We start from the raw sequence: 17,062 nt of genomic DNA on the forward strand, positions 1-17,062 counted from the left end.
CAAGATTGCGATGCGTGCCTTGGTCGGTCACCCAAGATCGATATTATTCGATCGTATAGCCGAGCGCCCGATATCCGGTTCGCCGTTTGGCCGCCATACGCGCCAGCATTGGAACCGTTTCGTCGACATAATCGACAACGAGAACCTCGGTCTTGCCGGCATGCTGGCGATGCAGCCGTCCGACATATTGAGCCAGCGTGCCTTTCCATGAGATGGGCATCGTCAGGAAAAGCGTGTCAAGCCGCTGGTCGTCAAATCCCTCCCCGATGTAACGTCCGGTCGCCAGAATGAGACGTTCCTCATCATTCGATACGCGCAGCGCGGCTTCCGAGGCATTGCGTTCGGTCACCGACATGCCTCCCCGCAAAACGACGAGATTGCGTACAAAACGTGAGAAGCGGCGTTGGAGATAGTCGAGATGATCCCGCCGCTCGGTCAGAACAACCGGCGATCGCTTCGCTTCGAGCGCCTTCAGAACATCGTCGAAGATCAGGTCATTGCGCGGTTCGTCCTGCGCGAGGGCAGCATAGACAGCCGGCATGGAAGGGCGGTCCAAAGTAGCCAGCGGCGACGGCAAGCGGAACGCTGTCCGGCGATGCCTGGCGCGATGCGCAATGCCGCGCTCAGCGGCCTGCACGCGCGCATCGACGCGATGACGGACAGGGCCACATTGCATGAAGATGATGGGGTGATGACCATCCTTTCGGGCAACGGTCGCCGATAACCCCAGCACGTAACGCGCCTTGGCCCGTCTTGCCACCAGCTCAAAACTTGCCGCCGAGAGATGATGGCATTCATCGACAACGATGTGCCCGTAATCCGCTACCATGTCCGATACCTCGCCCTTGCGCACGAGGCTCTGGATCACCGCGACATCAATGATGCCCGTAGGTTTTCGGCGTCCCCCGCCGACAATGCCGATTTCCTTGGGATCGATGTCAAGGAATGTCCGGAGACGTTCCACCCACTGGGTGAGCAACTCGCGGCGATGAACGAGAACGAGCGTGTTGCGCGCCCGCAAAGCAATGAGCGCAGCGGCCACGACCGTTTTGCCGAACGCGGTGGTGGCTGCCAGCACCCCATAATCATGCCGTGCCAACGCATCGAAGGCCTTCACCTGAGAGCCGTGTAACGTGCCCCGAAAGCAGACTTCCCTGGAAAATGGAGAGCCTGTCGTCCGCAAGTCTTCCACCACCGCTTCGGCCCCATGAACACGAAGGAGTTCGACGGCTTCATCCAGGCAACCACGTGGCAACCCCACATGGCGCGGATGAAGTTCGGCGCAGGAGATGATCCGGGGCTTGCCAAAGGTCGGCAATCGCATGGCCTGGGAACGATAGAATTCGGGATTTTGGAAGGCCGCCAGACGAATGATCCGTGCCGTCATGGCGGGCGGCAATTCGGTGCGGTCAACATAAAGCTGGTCAGCGACGACGATGCCGACTTTCTCCGGCAAGGGGATGTCAATCGGTCCGGGCTCCCGGCGCCGCGATGGCGTCATGCTCCACGGTTCGTTAGCATCCTCATCGTCGACCGGTAACCGCACGCTCAGTACCGTGCCGCGCCTTTCCGCCTCGGCAACCATTTCCGAAGCTTGCTCGGGGGCAAGCCGGGGCAATGACGACAGAAATGCCCATTGATCGTCATAGGGGCGAAGGTTTCTGTCAATGAAGACGCTGTTGCCGTTCTCGCGCGCCCTGCGCTGCAAGGGTAATGCGATAAGGTTGCCAAAGCCGCCGAGCGGCATCGTATCCTGACTCGGAAAGAAGCGGTCATACGAACCGAAGCCAATCTCCGGTCGGCGTTCCATCGTCTCGGTCATGATCGCCGCCCCGAACTGACGGGCGATCCGCGCCGGGATCGGGGCCGCGAAGAAAATCCAGACATGCCCGCCATTACCGGATCGTGACCGCTCAAGAGCGGCGGGAACGCCCTTGGCATGGCACGTATCGATCATCGCCAATGCATCGTCCGCCCAGTCCTGCTTGTCGAAGTCGGCGGCGAGGAACCAGCAAGTTTCGTCGGTGAGCAGCGGGTAAACTCCGGCAACGAAGTCGCTGGCAGCACGGGGCCGACTGCCCCCGCCGCGAAGATGCTTATCGATCATGTCGTCCGACACCGAGATGAATGCCTGATGCGGGCACTCACCGCATTTGATCTGCGGCTTGCCACACACCCCTTTTGCCCATTCGTTTGCGCACGCGGGGGAATAGCCCGAGCGCCCCGTCTTTTGATTGTCCCAGCGCGCAGGAAATATATCGGTGCGACCAGCGAAGAGGCGGCGAAAGAGCGCCACTTTTTCCGCCGGAGATGAGGAAGCCGTCACGGCGGGCTCGTTCGCGCCAAGCACCTGATGCCGATCATTGGAGCTGGACGATGCCTGCTGGCGTTCGAGCTTTCGAAGCATTGCTTCGAGCTCCACCTGCTCGGCGCCGAGCGCGGCAAGCCGGGTCCGAATATGTTGAATTTGCTCGGCTGTCATGTGGTCGCCATCAGTGTCCCCGACTCGTCTCTTTTACAGGCTCAAGTGCTGATTCGTATGCGTAAGTTGATTACGATAGCGGCCCGAATGAGCGCGACCTCAGGGAATTGCCGCGCCAAACAGGATGCAACCTTCCTTCGAGAGCAACCGGTCGCCTATCGGCATCGTTTGTGACAGTGGAAGCGCGGCGGAGGCAAGCGTGAGCGAATATCAATATTATGAATTCCAAGCGGTCGATCGCCCGCTCGACGACACGGATCGCCAAGCGCTCCGGGCGATATCGACACGGGCGCGGATAACCGCGACGAGCTTCACCAATTCCTACGAATGGGGCGACCTGAAGGGCGACCCCGCCGATTTCATGAAACGCTGGTTCGACCTTCATCTCTATCTGGCAAACTGGGGAACACGGCGGTTGATGATCCGATTGCCTAAAAGGCTCGTCGATCAGCGATTTATGAAGCCGCTCCTGCTTGGGATCGATTGGGCTACGCTACAGGCGGCTGGCGACACCCTGATCCTCGATATCGCACGTGACGAAGTCGAACTGGACGAGGATTGGGATGATGGCTCCGGCTGGCTCGCCGCGCTTGCGCCGCTCCGGGCCGATCTCCTCGCGGGCGACCTCCGGCTCTTTTATCTGTTGTGGCTGGGAGCGGTCGAGCGCGATGGGCTGGGCGATGACGAGATCGAACCCATGGCGGGCATCGGGCCGCTGACGGGGGCGCTCGAAGCATTCGCGGAGTTTTTCGGCATCGGTCCCGACCTCGTGCAGGCGGCAGCCGATCGCCCCATGGATATGATGGCGGGATCGCCCGCCGCCGCCGGAGAAGTCATCGCGGCCATGACCGATCATGAGAAGACGGGCTTGCTCACCCGCCTGTTCGACGGCGATCCTCACATCGCCGAAAAGTTACGCGCGCTAGTTCGAAAACAGCTGGGTGAGCAACATATCGGCTTGTCCAATGGTACGCGAACCGCTGGCGAGTTACGGTCCCGCGCACGCGCCGTCCGCCTCACTCGTGATCGCGCGAACGCCGAGAAAGCTGCAGCCGACCGCCGCCGGCAGGCGGAGGAAGCCGAGAAAGCGCGTCTTGCCCGGATCGATGCCGTTGCTCGACGGGGCGCGAGCGTCTGGCAGGAGGTGGAAGCCGAAATCGAGCGCCGCAACGCCCCCGGCTATGACAAAGCCGCCGCCCTTCTTGTCGATCTGCGTGCCATTGCCGAAGCTCAAGGTACGGCGGCCGAATTCGACCGGCGGCTTCACGAAATCCGCGAGCGGCATGCTCGGAAAGAGCGGTTTATCGAACGGCTGGCGGCGCTGCCTTAGCCGCGCTGCAATGAGCGCGTGTCAGTGTCCGTGAGGGGCATAACGAATTCGGATAGGCTCGATCAATCATGCGGGCGTCAGTAATCTCGCGCGCGCTGTTGTTTGAGTTTTTTGACGCGGTGCCGCTGATAGGCTTCAATCTGGCGGAATATGGGGCATCGTCTGTCGAATATAAGATGGGTTATTGAGACGAAGAAAGGGGTTTTAGCGCCCGGTCCGCCGATATTCAGACCACAAACTATCCCACCCTCTTCGCCCATGTAGAAGATTTTTGTGACCATGCACCTGTCCGGGATCGCAGAATCGGGCGACTGTTTCGCAAGGGTGCTTTGGACGTTCGGCGACAGCCTGGTTTCCAATGGAAGCGAGGCTTCCATTTCTGCGACAAGGCGGTCGGTTTTGGCGGGATCGTCTATCATTGCAGATGGATCTCAGGATGACTGCAACGCCAATGCCGATCCACAGTTTCGGACGAAAGAATCATTCCCCGACCATCTTTGCAAGTTTCGCGAGGAAGAAGCGGTCGCTCCATAATTCCAGCGACTTTGCCTCCGCTGGGCGCAGGAAGCGCCTGACATCGGCGGCGGCGGCCTTCCAGTCGACGGCGGCAATTGTATGCCGCAACATGTTCTCCAGCCACGCCAAGTCGATCTTGAAGCCTTCCTGCCCCGCCCATGGGCCCGCCTGGATGAGGGCCGCCTGGAGATGCGTCAGATTGGGAGACGCCCCGTTCGAGACATACCAGGCAAAGTCATACCAATCCCTGCCCTTTAAATAGCCCCGGCAAAGCAGAGCATGGATTTTCAGCGCGAAGTTGGAAGGCAGATCCTGATGCCGCACCTCGTAATCGGCGGGGAAATCGAGAAAGGTGCTGGCTTCGCCGGATCGCGGCGGCGGATTGGTGTCGATCTCCAGCTTGATCTTGATCGTCCTGCGACGTCCCGTACCCGCGAAGGTCAAATCGAGCTGACTCGCGATGGAATCGTCTTTGAGCACCGCCTCCCGAACCGCCTTGTCCATCCTCTCCTTGGGCTGGGCATCAAGCTTCAATCCGAACTGCGCGAAAACCTCGACCAGAATTTTGAGATAGGGCGCCCAGTCAAACTCGGGGTTCGGTGACCTGAGCATGAAATCGAGATCTTCGGAAAACCTCGGCAGGCGATACAAAATTCGCAGGCTGGTGCCACCCTGGAAAAGAGCGACGTCGAAAAAGTCGCTACGCCAGAGCGCGTACAGGGCGATCTCCTGGATGATCTCCTTGGTCGCATTCTCCTCCTCGACCGCATTGGTCGCTCGATATTGGCGAAGCTTCTCCTGAATGATTTCAATCATCCGCGAGGCGTCCCTTGGCTGCGCCTTTGTTCGTCAGAATAGCGGCTTCGAGAGAATGGAGAAAATCGTTGGCGGCTTTGTGCTTGTACACGGGCCGGAGTGCCGAGAAATCCTTGCGCTTAAGCGACAGCACCCGATCCACGTCGATCCGCATGCCGGTGATGAGCCAATCCAAACCGGACCAATGCTCCTTTCGTAAAGCGACAAGATCCATCAGCGCCCGCAAAGGCTGCGCGACGAATGCCGTGAGTTTGCCGAACTTTTCCCGTTCCACGCTCGTCAGGAATTGGTATTCCCGGAGCGCGAGCGGATGAAAGCTGAATTGCCCGAGGGATGGCGTATCATAGGTAATCGTCTTGCGGCCCGGTGAAACGCTTGCCGTGGTGAAGACGGCCTCCGGAATCCAGCCGTGATAGGCCAGCGCTGTTTCAAAGGAGATATAGCTCCCCGGCAGAAGCGCCTGCGCCACGGAGAAGGGATGAACCGCCTCACGGCGGCTCCTTTCGCCGAGCATGTAGGTGGCCCGTTTGAGACGGATCAGCGAACCGTCCTTCAGCGCCCTGTTGACCAGAGCATAGCGGCGGGCATCGCTATCGCCCAGCAGTTCACGAAGCTGGCCTTCGTTGAAGACCCGCTCAGCGAGGCTTGATCCCGAAATGTGTTCCGAAAGCGCGCTCATAAAATTCCAGATACTTACAAATAATGAAAGTTTCAAGAATTTCTTGAATCGACATCAAGGGCCATCGCCTCCCAAAGCAGCTTTATCGAATCACCTGGGCACACTCACAATTTCGGGGCTTCAGGACTCGAACCGCTCCGACAAAAAGTCCCTGGGTATCGATCATGGTATCAGCTTGCGACAATGCTCAAGAAATGGCGGTTTTCTGCGGCGGAATCGCTCGTTTTGGAGTCCTCTTCTGCTTGGAATCCAGGGACGTCCGGCGGCGTTCAGGCATGTCCAGCGAGAGAGATTTTGCGGCAACTCAAACATGAAGACGTGCTGGCGGCCTTGGCGGAACTGTTCGTCACGCGAGGGCCGCCAGCCCATATACGGTCGGACAATGGCGCCGAATTTATCGCTAATGCCGTCCAGCAATGGCTGGGGCAGATCGGTGTGAAGACGCTCTACATCGCGCCGGGATCACCATGGGAGAATGGATATAATGAAAGCTTCAACGGGTCGCTACGCGACGAATTGCTTTCTATAGCCTCACCGAGGCCAAGGTGCTGATCGAAGCATTGCGGGCGGCACTACACACTGTTCGTCCGCACAGCAGCCTGGACCACCGGCACCAGAGTCGGCCTCACCGCCATATCCGGCCTCCGGTTCCGCTTCGCTCCACCTCCACCTCCACCTCCACGCCGATATGGCGGCGGCGAGCATAATCCACTAACAAACCAACCGGCCCACTCGGCGGTGGCAGATCAACGCCCGGTAATTTCTGGGCGATACGGTCCCCGGAGGTGCCGTCCAGATGACGCACCTATCGAGAACGCGGCTTGCCCACCGCTTATATGGCAGGATCTCAATTCACCCGATCTTTCACTGAACTTCGGGCGGCCAGGAAATAGTGAATGGTCGCCCAGACCAGCATGGTGGCGGCGATCAGGAATGCATACCGAAGGCTTTCCTTGCCAAAGCTCGGCTCGAGGAGGTCGCTCGCCAGGCCGATCAGATAAGGCCCGGCACCCCCGCCGAGAATCGCCGCCAGGAACAGCACGAGCGATACCGCCGTGGCCCGACGGCTGGGCTCGGCAAAGGATTGCACGGCCGCAATGGCAACGCCCGACGCGGTGGCGCCGAAGAATGCAATCAACGCCTTCATCAGCAGCACCAGCCACGCGAAGGGGCTCAGCACCATAATGACGAACAGCGGGATACAGATCGAGAAGGCAAATCCCGGGATCCACAGTTCCCAGCGTGCATCGCGGGGGATCAGTTTGGCAGCCAGCAAACCACCGACCACTACGCCGAGCACGCCGCCGCCGGCGCTGATCCCGCCGATCCATGCGCCAATCTCGGCCATGCCCATATCGAAGCTACGGATGAGGAAAGTCGGTGCCCACTGCGAAAAGCCGTGGGTGGCGATCTGTCCGAGCGAGAACGCCAACGCCAGATGTACGAAGGCAGGACGGCGAAGTAGGGCGCCGATCGACTCGATCGCCGATTCCTGCTGGGATTTTTCCAGCTTGGGGCGTGGCGGGTCGCGCAGGGTCAGGAAGGTAAGCGCCGCCAGGGGCAGGCCCATAAGCCCGACGATCTGGAGTGACGCGCGCCATCCCAGCGTTTCGCCAAGCGAGCCGATCATGAACATCCCGCCGCTGACGCCGACCGCCGCCCCCGCATTGAAAAGGCTGATGCCCAGCGCGCGCTTGGCGCGGGGAAAATAGTCGCCGATCAGCGAATGCGCGGGCGGCACGCAGCCCGCTTCGCCGATGCCGACGCCGACTCGGGCCAGAAAGAGCTGAGTATAATTTTGTGCGAGGCCACTGACCGCTGTCATCGCGCTCCAGAGCGTCAGGCAGATCGATATCAACCGAACCCGCGATGAACGGTCAGCGAGCCGCGCGAGCGGTACGCCCAGAATGGCGTAAAATAGTGCAAACGCGATACCCGAGAGCAAGCCGAGCTGTTGGTCGGAGAGATGCAGGTCAAGCTTGATCGGCTGCATCAGGATCGAAAGCGCGATCCGGTCCATATAGCCGAAAATATTGATGAAGGTGAGTACCCCCAATGCATACCAACTCGCCGCAGGGACTTTCGAAGCGGCCGGGATTCCACCGGCCGTTTCCGGTGGGTCGAGTTCCTCTTCCAATCGCGACTTATCCAATGTCACTTCCCTTTATATATCCTTGCGAGCCGGATATCGCGGTTTCGTCCCGGGACCGGCGAGCGCCACCTTTCGAGAACCGTCCCATGAAGGCCCGTCCACATTCGGGTATGACGATCAACGTGTTCACCAAAGTTTTTCGAGCTCGCACCGTTGCCTGGTTGATCAATCCATGACCGCGACACGCTGTGCATCCGATCGCTTATCTTTTCCAGACATAGCTCCGGTACTGCAGAGAATGATCGTTTGATGGCTGTGCCCATTCATTTTCGCTGCGGCGACCATCGATAGATTCTTTCTGCCGCGCCGCCCAGCAGCATGGCCTTGTCGCTCTGCGATAAGCGCTCGGTCACGCGGAATGCCTCGGTCCCCTGTCGATAGCTCAGCAAATCCGAGGTCCGCGCCCAATCGGTTCCCCACATGCACCGCTCGACCCCGTAGGCGTCGAGGATCCGCAGGAGCGGATCCCAGATGTCGCAAAACGGAAAGGGCTCGGCCGACATGGCGCATGCGCCGGTGAATTTCACGCTGACATTCCCGTAACGAGCGAGAGCAAGCAGCTTCGGAAGATCGGCCCAGACATCCGGTCCTTCGGGCCGATAGGGCTGTGGCAGACCGACATGGTCGATTACAACATGCGTATCGGGATGTCGCTCGACGATGATCCGCGCCTCGTCCAGATAGTCCCATGCGAACAGGTTCACCGGAAGACCATGCTTGGCGCTGGTCGAAAGCGCTAGGTCCAGTCCGGGATCAAGAGGGTTCCTGCCTTCCACGAAGACCAGCATGATCCTGACGCCGACGGCGCCCGACGCCCCGGCCCATTCGGACACGATCTCTCCAGCAGCAGGGTCTCGAGTGTCGACTGGCTTTACCAGTGCGAACCGGTCGGGATATCTTGCGTAGACTTCCTGCGCATAGCTGGCGTCGTAGCGATAGGTCTGGTATGTTGAGATGACGATTGCGCCGTCGATACCGAGCCGGTCCATCTGGGCGATTTGTTCCTCGCCAGTGACTTGCTCGGGACCAGCGATGTTCTGCGCCCAGGGGCGCTTTTCGTGATTTGGCTCGTAGAGATGGACTTGAGAGTCAATCACAGCCACCGTTCGTCTCCGCTTTGGTTAGCTGCTTTCTGAGCGCCCTTGCCACGTTCCCGGGGCGCATGCCCGGGGTTATATGATCAGTCCGCCCGGATCGGTTGCAGGGAGAGTGTGGGAATCCGGCCGCGACCATAAGTGCGGTGGTGCGACGCCGGATAAGGCTGGCTCTTGCGGCTGGCGCGGTTGAGCTTTTCCGTGTCAGCATCGCTTAGCGACCATGTCGCCGCCGCGAGATTGTCCTTGAGCTGGTCGATCGTGCGCGCGCCGATCAGGACCGATGAAACGCCCGGCTGGCGGCGGATAAAGTTCAATGCGACTTGTGACAGGCTCGCGCCCGGATAGCCGGCGGCGACTTCTTCCAGCGCCTGCACCACCTTGCGGCCGGTCTCGTCGTCCCAATAGTTCACCCGTCCAACCGAGCCGAGCCGCGTCACTTCCGACACGTCCGTCCGAAACTTGCCAGAAAGATAGCCTTGCGCCAGCGGGCTCCAGATCAGCGCGCCAACGCCCTGGTCGACACCGGCGGGCAGCATCTCGAATTCGGCATCGCGCTTGAGCAGCGAATACTGGATCTGCTGGCTGACGAAGGGCGTGAAATTATGCTTTTCGGCCAGGCCCGCAGCCTTGGCAAGATGCCAGGCCGCCCAGTTCGAATGACCGATATAGCGGACTTTGCCCGCACTCACGAGATCGTCAAGCGTGCGCAGGATCTCTTCCATCGGCGTCAGGCTGTCGAAATTGTGGACCTGGTATAGGTCGACATAGTCCGTGCCCAAGCGCCTCAGACTGGCGTCGAAGGCATCCATCAGGTGCTTGCGCGAAAGGCCCTGACCATTGGGGCCTGGCGACATCGGGCCGAACGCCTTGGTCGCGATCAGCACGTCCTGACGGCGGCCCTTCAGCACTTCCCCCAGGATCTCCTCCGATCGGCCGCTGGAATAGACGTCGGCCGTGTCGAACAGGTTGACGCCGGCATCGAGGCAGAGGTCGACCATGGCGCGCGCCTCGTCCGGCCCGACATCGCCGGACATGCCGCCGCCAAAGGTCATCGAGCCAAACGAAAAGGCCGAAACGTAAAGGCCGCTACGGCCAAGAAGACGATATTCCATGTGATCCTTCCAGAATGATGACTTGTCAGGCGCAGCCGCCCTCAGTGCGCCACCTCTGCCCGAGCATAGGCTTGGGAATGCTGCGGCCCGCGCACGAGCCGTCCTGGCAGTTCGCCGGTGGCGGCCCCATCCCGATACGTGACCACGCCCGAGACGATGGTCGCGATGTAGCCCTTGGCCCCCTGGAGCAGCCGCATCGCGCCTGCCGGCAGATCGTGGCTCACCCGCAGCGGCCCGACTTCGAGCGCGGCGATGTCGATGATGTTGAGGTCTGCTTTCATGCCGGGCGCGATCACGCCGCGGTCGCGCAGGCCCACCGTTTCGGCGGTCGCCGAAGTCTGGCGCCGGATTGCCTCGACGAGCGCGCCCTGCTTGCCGTTTGCCGCGTCGCGGCCCCAGTAGGTGAGGGCGGTCGTGGGGAAACTGCCGTCGGCGATCATCCCCACATGCGCTCCGCCGTCGCTGAGGCCCAGAACCGTGCCCGGATGCGCGAACATTTCCGCGAGCGCGTCGTAATTGTGATCGAGATAGTTCATCGCCGCGCAAAACAGCAGACTCTCACCATTCTGCTCCAGAAGACGGTCGTAGATCACTTCATTGGCCGATCGTCCTTCGCGCTCGGCGATGGCTGCGATCGATTTTTCCGGATCCTTGCCATAGTCTGGAACGCCCTCGATCGGGAACATTCGTGACGGATTGAAGATAGCCGGCGGTGCCGGGCTGTTTTCCATTTCGGACAGCACAGTCTCGCGGAATTCGGGGTCGCGCATGATCGCGACCTTTTCGTCGAGCGGTTTGTTCGAAATTCCCCGAATGCTGCCAGCGGTGTGCAGAGGCGTGTGGGTGGTGGCCAGACCGAAAATCATGCCGATCGGCCGGGGCGCCACCTGCGCGCGAATCTCCAGACCTTCAGCCGTTGCTTCGGTGATTGTCGCCAGGATCTTGCGCCAGTCCTGGTTGAACGTGTGACTCTGGCCAACCGAGATCGACAAGGGCCGTCCCGATGCCCGCACGATCCGCAGGATCATCGCCATTTCGGCATCCTGATCGTGCCAGTCCGAAACCCATTGCAGGACGCCGCGATCGGCATCCTTCAGCGCCATTGCGATCGCCATCAATTCTGCTTCGTCCGCCAGATAGCTCGGCGTGACCTCACCCTTCTTGGTCTTGTGGGCAAGCGACTGGGACGTGGAAAAGCCGATGGCTCCCGCCTCCATCGCATCGCGCGCCAATGCGCGCATCCTGGCGCAATCCTCTGGCGTGGCGGGCTCCAGACGCACGGCCCGCTCGCCCATGACGTAAAGCCGCAGCGGGCTATGGGGAAGCTGGGCGCAAACATCGATATCGAAGCTTCTCTGCCCCAGAATATCCAGATACTCGCCGAACGACTCCCATGTCCAATCGATGCCTTCGTGGAGCGCCGTGCCGGGAATATCCTCGACACCTTCCATGAGCTCGATCAGCGCATCACGGTCCCCGGCGCGGACCGGGGCGAATCCCACGCCGCAATTCCCCATCACCACCGTGGTCACGCCGTGCCAGCAGGAAGGCTTGAGCGTGTTTTCCCATGACGCCTGGCCATCGTAATGCGTGTGGATATCGACGAAGCCGGGAGTCACCACAAATCCCGTCGCGTCGATTTCTTCGGCGCCGCGCCCAGCGACCTTGCCGACCTCGACGATGAGACCGTCCTTCACCGCCACGTCCGCCGCCTTCAGCGGAGCACCCAGCCCATCGGCGACTGTCCCACCTCGAATGACAATATCAAATTCGTAGGCCATACGCTCTCCTATTTTATGGTCTATGCCACTTTCAGTAAGGCAATAATGGCTCAAAGCCATCGATTGCCACGCCCCTCGCCGCCGGCCAGATCGAAGCTGCCATCGCGGCTGTTCTACTGCCCACCGCAATAGCAAGGCACGCCCAATGGTAGGGCCTTAATCTGCAACAGGCGGACGGGCTTTCCTACGTCTCGAATCTCCTGCCTTCATGCGGCGCATGCATATGCGTTATGCTACGGCATCTGCTTCAATGAAGGCCATTGCCAGCCCGTGGGCATGGATGCGCTTGAGGGAGCAGGAAAGAGAAGTGGCCATGATCGATTGCCAGTTGCATGTCTACGAGGTCGGCCATCGTGGGCCTCCATGGACCTACAAGATTGAAGGTGTCGATCAAGCGACCGGCGAACAGCAGATCGCGGCTATGGATGCGATAGGTATCGACGGCGCGATCATCGTCTCGAATTTCACCACCTGCCGGTATCACACGAGCTATGTGCCCGGCATCCAGGCCGGTTCGCGTTGATCAAGCCTGTCAGCGTCACCGACCCCGATCCTGCCGAGTTCAAGCAGTTCGCTCGCGATCATCTGACGCCCTATCAGGTTCCAGTGGCCCACAAGTTCGTCGACAGCCTGCCGCGTACCCATTCGATGAAAGCCATCAGGGCCCAAGCCCTGGAAATCGCAAAAGGCTGAAACGCCCAATTTCGCCCGGGTGCTGCGCGGTCAGGCGAACATATTTGAGGAGAATGCCATGTCTGACGCCAACCAAACCAACACCCCTAACGATATCGACAACGCGCGGATCACCGATGAGGATATCGAGCGGGAGCGTGCCCAGATCGGCGTTTCGCAATTCGAGCATGGCGAATGCTTCAACCGGCTCGTGTCCGACGACGGCATCCGGCATTTCGCCTTCGGCTTCGTCGCAGACGAGAACCCGCTGTGGCACGAACCCGACTATGGAGCAAAGACGCGCTGGCGTGGCCAGATCGCGCCGCCCCTGTTCCCGACCACGACCGGCATCAACGAAACGCCGAAATATGACACGCCCGAAATGAAGGCCCTGTTCAAGGGCCTGTACCGCGGTGTCGGCCGCTACAATGTCGGCACCAACTGGAAGCTGTTCCGTCCGATCCGCCCCGGCGACGTCATCTATCATGACAGTGCCGTCTCCAACATGCAGGTCAAGGCGAACTCGTCGTTTTCCGGCGCACGCACCGTGCTCGATACGATCCGGCATCTCTATGTCGATCGCGACGGCAGGCCCGTGGCGGTTCGCTACGAAAACTTCATCAATGCCGAACGTGGCGGCTCCAGGCAGGTCGGCAAGCACGCCAACACCCAGCGGCACGTCTACACGGACGAAGAGATCGCCAGGATCGACGCGGTCTACGCGGCCGAGGAAATTCGCGGGCCGGAGCCGCGCTGGTGGGAAGACGTAAATCCCGGCGATAGCATCGTGCCGGTGGTGAAAGGGCCGCTCGGGACGCTGGATATCATTGCCGGACATCTGGGCTGGGGCCTTAGCGGCACCTACGGCGCCGGTCCGTTTCGCTATGACTGGAAGACACGCCAGAAGCTGTCCGCCTTTTACAGCAAGGATCGCTACGGTGTGCCGCAGACGATGATGCGCGTGCATTGGGAGCAGGAGCGCGCGGCGGAACTGGGCCTGCCGGCGCCCTATGACTATGGTCAGATGCGATCCAACTGGATGGCACACGCCATCACCAACTGGATGGGCGACGACGCGTGGATCGCCACGCTGGATACCGAAATCCGTGGATTCAACTTCCATGGCGACACCACGTTCATCACCGGCACGGTCGTGAGCAAAAGCGACGCGGACGGGATCTGCTCGGTCGATCTCTCGATTATCGGCACCAACCAGCGCGACGAGATTACGTGCAAGGCCTATGGTACGATCCGCCTGCCCTCGCGGACGAAGGGCGCTGTCGTGTTGCCCTTCCCCGATGCCGACATTTGCGCGCGCGGCGCTGATCTGATGGCGACGGCGGCAAGACGCCTGAATTCTCCGGCGTAAGGGCGAAAATAACCCGCCGGGTGAAAGGTCACCGTGACCGGCGTCCTCGCGAGGAGTGGCATGTCGCCATTCACCCGGCGGATCATCCCGCATAGCGCGGGGCTAGGAGATTGTCGGAAGCGGTTGGAAGCCAGGACATTGTCCAGCCGACTTGCGGATGCAACGTCCTGGTCAGGCTCGCAATCGATGCGAGGCGCGAGGGGGATAGCGACCAAATCCTGCAGCCGGAATCTGGGGACAGGTCCCCACCATCAGGTCGATCTGCAGTGGCTCGCGTCATGAGGTCCGGTAGGCCGCCCGCACGATGTCAGCCGCTGCGCGGCGCTGGCGGCGATGATAGACTGCGATGAGACGCCGAAGAAACTCGCGCTCTCCTCCAACTGCCGTCGACGTCCACGCGGCCAGATCCTAGTCTGTCCGTTCGATCACATGCGGTTTAACGGTCCGGACCGCGTGCAGACGTGCGTTGAGGCGATCCACGGCGCCTTGATGCTCGCCGTTTGTCGAACGTCGGGCAATGGACAGAAATATCGCCGCGGTGCGATCGGCAATCGACCGGTCGCCCTAGCCGCTGTCGAGCGCAGTCGCCGCGGTAACCGCGCGCGGCTATCCACGGATAGCGAGCGCAAGCAGCTCTGCGGACTTGCACGCCTAATCACTGGGTAGCTTCTGGTGCGCGTCCGCTACTGTAGACCGGCGTGCAAAAGGGCCCCTCATTTCGATGGTTTAGGCAGCGGCCTGGTTTTCCAGGTGGCGAGATCGGGATGTTGGTGGTGGAGACAGTGGTTCGGATCCGGCGGGAGCATGCCGGGGGCACGCGGATCAAGGCGATTGCGCGTGATCTGCGGTTGTCGCGCAAGGCGATCCGGGCGCCCGAGGGTGGCTGAATTCGGCCGACGACTTCATGGAATCCGCGAACGACACGCCCGAAAGGAGCGTTTCATCGAACGGCTGACGACGATGCCCTAGCCGTGGCGCGCTGACATAGGTGCGTGGCGGCCGGCAAGAGCGGCAAAAAGTCACGCCCCCACCATCTTCTCCAGTTTCGCGAGGAAGAAGCGGTCGCTCCATAATTCCAGCGACTTTGCCTCCGTTGGGCGCAGGAAGCGCCTGACGTCTTCGGCGGCGGCCTTCCAGTCGACAGCGACTATTGTGGCCCGCAGCATGCCCTCCAGCCATGCCATATCGATCTTGAGGTCTTCCTGCCCCGCCCATGGGCCTGCCTGGATCAGAGCGGCCTGGAGATGCATCAGATTGGGAGAAACCCCGTTCGAGACATACCAGGAGAAATCATACCAATCCCTGCCCTTCAGATAACCCCGGCAAAGCAGAGCATGGATTTTCAGCGCGAAGTTGGAAGGCAGATCTTGATGCCGCACCTCGTAATCGGCGGGAAAATCGAGAAAGGTGCTGGTTTCCCCGGACCCAGGCGGTGGATTGGTATCGATCTCCAGCTTGATCCTGATCGTCCTGCGACGTCCCGTGCCCGCGAAGGTCAGATCGAGCTGACTCGCGATGGAATTATCCTTGAGCACCGCCTCCCGAACTGCCTTGTCCATTCTCTCCTTGGGCTGGGCATCGAGCTTCAATCCGAATTGGGCGAAAACCTCGACCAGAATTTTGAGATAGGGGGCCCAGTCGAATTCTGGGTTCGGCGACCGGAGCATGAAATCGAGATCTTCGGAAAATCTTGGCAGACGGTGCAGAATGCGCAGGCTGGTGCCACCCTGGAAAAGAGCTACGTCGAAAAAATCGCCACGCCAGAGCGCGTACAGAGCGACCTCCTGGACGATCTCCTTGATCGCATTCTCCTCCTCGACCGCGTTGGTCGCTCCATATTGGCGGAGCTTTTCCTGAATAATCTCAATCATCCGAGGGACGTCCTTTGACCGCGCCTTTGATCGTCAGAATGGCGTCTTCGAGTGAATGGAGAAACGCGTTGGCGGCCTTGTGCTTGTAAACGGGCCGGAGCGCAGCGAAATCCTTGCGCCCGAGCGATCGTAGCCGGTCTTTGTCGATCCGCATGCCGATGGTGAGCCAGTCCAGACCGGACCAATGCTCCTTTCGTAGAGCGACAAGATCGATCAGCGCCCGTAAAGGCTGCGCGACAAATGCCGTGAGTTTGCCGAGCTTTTCGCGGCCTACGCTCGTCAGGAATTGGTATTCCTGGAGCGCGAGCGGGTGAAAGCTGAATTGCCCGAAGGATGGCGTATCATGGGTGATCGTCTTGCGGCCCGGTGAAACGCTTGCCGTGGTGAAGACGGCCTCTGGAATCCAGCCATGATAGGCCAGGGCGGTTTCAAAGGAGATATAGCTGCCCGGCAGGAGGGCCTGTGCTACGGCAAAGGGGTGGACGGCATCGTTGCTGGTTCGCCGACCGAGCATATAGGTAGCCCGCTTGAGACGGATCAGCGACCCGTTCTTTAGTGCCCGGTGAACCAGAGCATAGCGGCGGGCATCGCTGCCACCCAGAAGCTCACGAAGCTGGCCTTCGCTGAAAATACGATCTGCAAGGCCCGATTCTTCAACCTGTTCTGCAAGCGTGATCATAAAATTCCAGATACTTTCAAAGAATGAAAGTTTCAAGAATTTCCTGAAGAGCCATGAGCAGCGTCCGTTGGTCCAACGCAGCCCCGTCGAATCACCTGCCAACGCACATGATTTTGGAGGCTTCGAGACTCAAACCACTCCGATAAAAAGTCCCAGGGTATCGAGCATGGTACCACCTTGCGATGACTCTCAAGAAATGGCGGATTTCTACGCCATACAGGACTGTTTTCGAGTCCTCTTCTGGCACCACTTTTGGACGCTAAGTGCGTCCAGCAACGTCCAGCAAGCGGCTGGTTTTACAGCATAAATCGACGGATGATCGCCGGCTAAATTTCCGGTGACGTCCGGTCAAGACCAGCAACAGCACATCATTTTGTTGGTGCTTTTCTTGGTCCCGGATCGACCCGGCTTTGTTGATTTCCGCTGAGAGTTGCCCCGGGAGAGGTATAAATTTCCACTGAGAAGTGACCCATGTTTTGACCTTTCCCCTGGCTGATTTGTCGGGG

The 17,062-nt window shown here is 60.1% G+C and carries 14 protein-coding genes and 1 pseudogene; 5 read left to right on the forward strand and 10 right to left on the reverse strand.

Features of this window, described 5'->3' with window-relative positions; genetic code table 11:
• Positions 1-43: 43 nt before the first annotated feature.
• A complete protein-coding gene (locus BM052_RS16390; protein ID WP_091148627.1) occupies positions 44-2,482 on the reverse strand; it encodes a TOTE conflict system archaeo-eukaryotic primase domain-containing protein in 2,439 nt (812 codons plus the stop codon).
• Between the two features lie 199 nt (positions 2,483-2,681).
• Here BM052_RS16390 and BM052_RS16395 point away from each other — a divergent pair, with 199 nt between their 5' ends.
• Complete coding sequence (locus tag BM052_RS16395) at positions 2,682-3,812, forward strand: coiled-coil domain-containing protein (RefSeq protein ID WP_091148654.1); 1,131 nt, start codon at positions 2,682-2,684, stop codon at positions 3,810-3,812.
• Between the two features lie 77 nt (positions 3,813-3,889).
• Here BM052_RS16395 and BM052_RS16400 read toward each other — a convergent pair whose 3' ends face one another.
• From BM052_RS16400 to BM052_RS16410, 3 genes are all read right to left on the reverse strand, one after another.
• A complete protein-coding gene (locus tag BM052_RS16400; protein WP_091148629.1) occupies positions 3,890-4,231 on the reverse strand; it encodes a hypothetical protein in 342 nt (113 codons plus the stop codon).
• A gap of 61 nt (positions 4,232-4,292) precedes the next feature.
• Positions 4,293-5,144 (reverse strand): nucleotidyl transferase AbiEii/AbiGii toxin family protein, encoded by an 852-nt coding sequence (locus tag BM052_RS16405; RefSeq protein ID WP_091148631.1) that lies wholly within the window; start codon positions 5,142-5,144, stop codon positions 4,293-4,295.
• Positions 5,137-5,823, reverse strand: coding sequence for a type IV toxin-antitoxin system AbiEi family antitoxin domain-containing protein (locus BM052_RS16410; protein WP_091148632.1), 687 nt, complete (start codon positions 5,821-5,823; stop codon positions 5,137-5,139). The genes BM052_RS16405 and BM052_RS16410 overlap by 8 nt, the downstream gene beginning before the upstream one ends.
• A gap of 291 nt (positions 5,824-6,114) precedes the next feature.
• Between BM052_RS16410 and BM052_RS16415 the strand changes: the two are divergent.
• A pseudogene (locus BM052_RS16415) lies at positions 6,115-6,538 on the forward strand (integrase core domain-containing protein); the annotation flags it as partial.
• 132 nt (positions 6,539-6,670) lie between these two features.
• Here the strand turns inward: BM052_RS16415 and BM052_RS16420 are convergent.
• From BM052_RS16420 to BM052_RS16435, 4 genes are all read right to left on the reverse strand, one after another.
• Complete coding sequence (locus tag BM052_RS16420) at positions 6,671-7,960, reverse strand: spinster family MFS transporter (RefSeq protein ID WP_143084873.1); 1,290 nt, start codon at positions 7,958-7,960, stop codon at positions 6,671-6,673.
• Positions 7,961-8,238: 278 nt separating this feature from the next.
• Positions 8,239-9,078, reverse strand: coding sequence for an amidohydrolase family protein (locus BM052_RS16425; RefSeq protein ID WP_143084874.1), 840 nt, complete (start codon positions 9,076-9,078; stop codon positions 8,239-8,241).
• 77 nt (positions 9,079-9,155) lie between these two features.
• Positions 9,156-10,184, reverse strand: coding sequence for an aldo/keto reductase (locus BM052_RS16430; protein WP_091148637.1), 1,029 nt, complete (start codon positions 10,182-10,184; stop codon positions 9,156-9,158).
• 41 nt (positions 10,185-10,225) lie between these two features.
• A complete protein-coding gene (locus BM052_RS16435; protein WP_091148639.1) occupies positions 10,226-11,965 on the reverse strand; it encodes an N-acyl-D-amino-acid deacylase family protein in 1,740 nt (579 codons plus the stop codon).
• 250 nt (positions 11,966-12,215) lie between these two features.
• On the opposite strand from BM052_RS16435, the gene BM052_RS16440 reads away from it, so the two are divergent.
• From BM052_RS16440 to BM052_RS16445, 3 genes are read left to right on the forward strand one after another with little or no spacing between them, the layout of a single operon-like run.
• Positions 12,216-12,488, forward strand: coding sequence for a hypothetical protein (locus tag BM052_RS16440; protein WP_143084875.1), 273 nt, complete (start codon positions 12,216-12,218; stop codon positions 12,486-12,488).
• Positions 12,485-12,658 carry a long-chain fatty acid--CoA ligase gene (locus BM052_RS19640; protein WP_143084876.1) on the forward strand — a complete coding sequence of 58 codons (174 nt, stop codon included), beginning with the start codon at positions 12,485-12,487 and terminating at the stop codon, positions 12,656-12,658. Before BM052_RS16440 ends, BM052_RS19640 begins: the two co-directional genes overlap by 4 nt.
• 58 nt (positions 12,659-12,716) lie before the next feature.
• Positions 12,717-14,006: an FAS1-like dehydratase domain-containing protein gene (locus tag BM052_RS16445; protein WP_091148655.1), complete on the forward strand. Its 1,290-nt coding sequence runs from the start codon at positions 12,717-12,719 to the stop codon at positions 14,004-14,006.
• A gap of 1,019 nt (positions 14,007-15,025) precedes the next feature.
• Here the strand turns inward: BM052_RS16445 and BM052_RS16450 are convergent.
• Positions 15,026-15,877 carry a nucleotidyl transferase AbiEii/AbiGii toxin family protein gene (locus BM052_RS16450; RefSeq protein ID WP_091148643.1) on the reverse strand — a complete coding sequence of 284 codons (852 nt, stop codon included), beginning with the start codon at positions 15,875-15,877 and terminating at the stop codon, positions 15,026-15,028.
• Positions 15,870-16,556 carry a type IV toxin-antitoxin system AbiEi family antitoxin domain-containing protein gene (locus BM052_RS16455; RefSeq protein ID WP_091148645.1) on the reverse strand — a complete coding sequence of 229 codons (687 nt, stop codon included), beginning with the start codon at positions 16,554-16,556 and terminating at the stop codon, positions 15,870-15,872. The genes BM052_RS16450 and BM052_RS16455 overlap by 8 nt, the downstream gene beginning before the upstream one ends.
• Positions 16,557-17,062: the final 506 nt, after the last annotated feature.

This window comes from Novosphingobium sp. CF614 (genome assembly GCF_900113255.1).
Lineage (GTDB): Bacteria > Pseudomonadota > Alphaproteobacteria > Sphingomonadales > Sphingomonadaceae > Novosphingobium.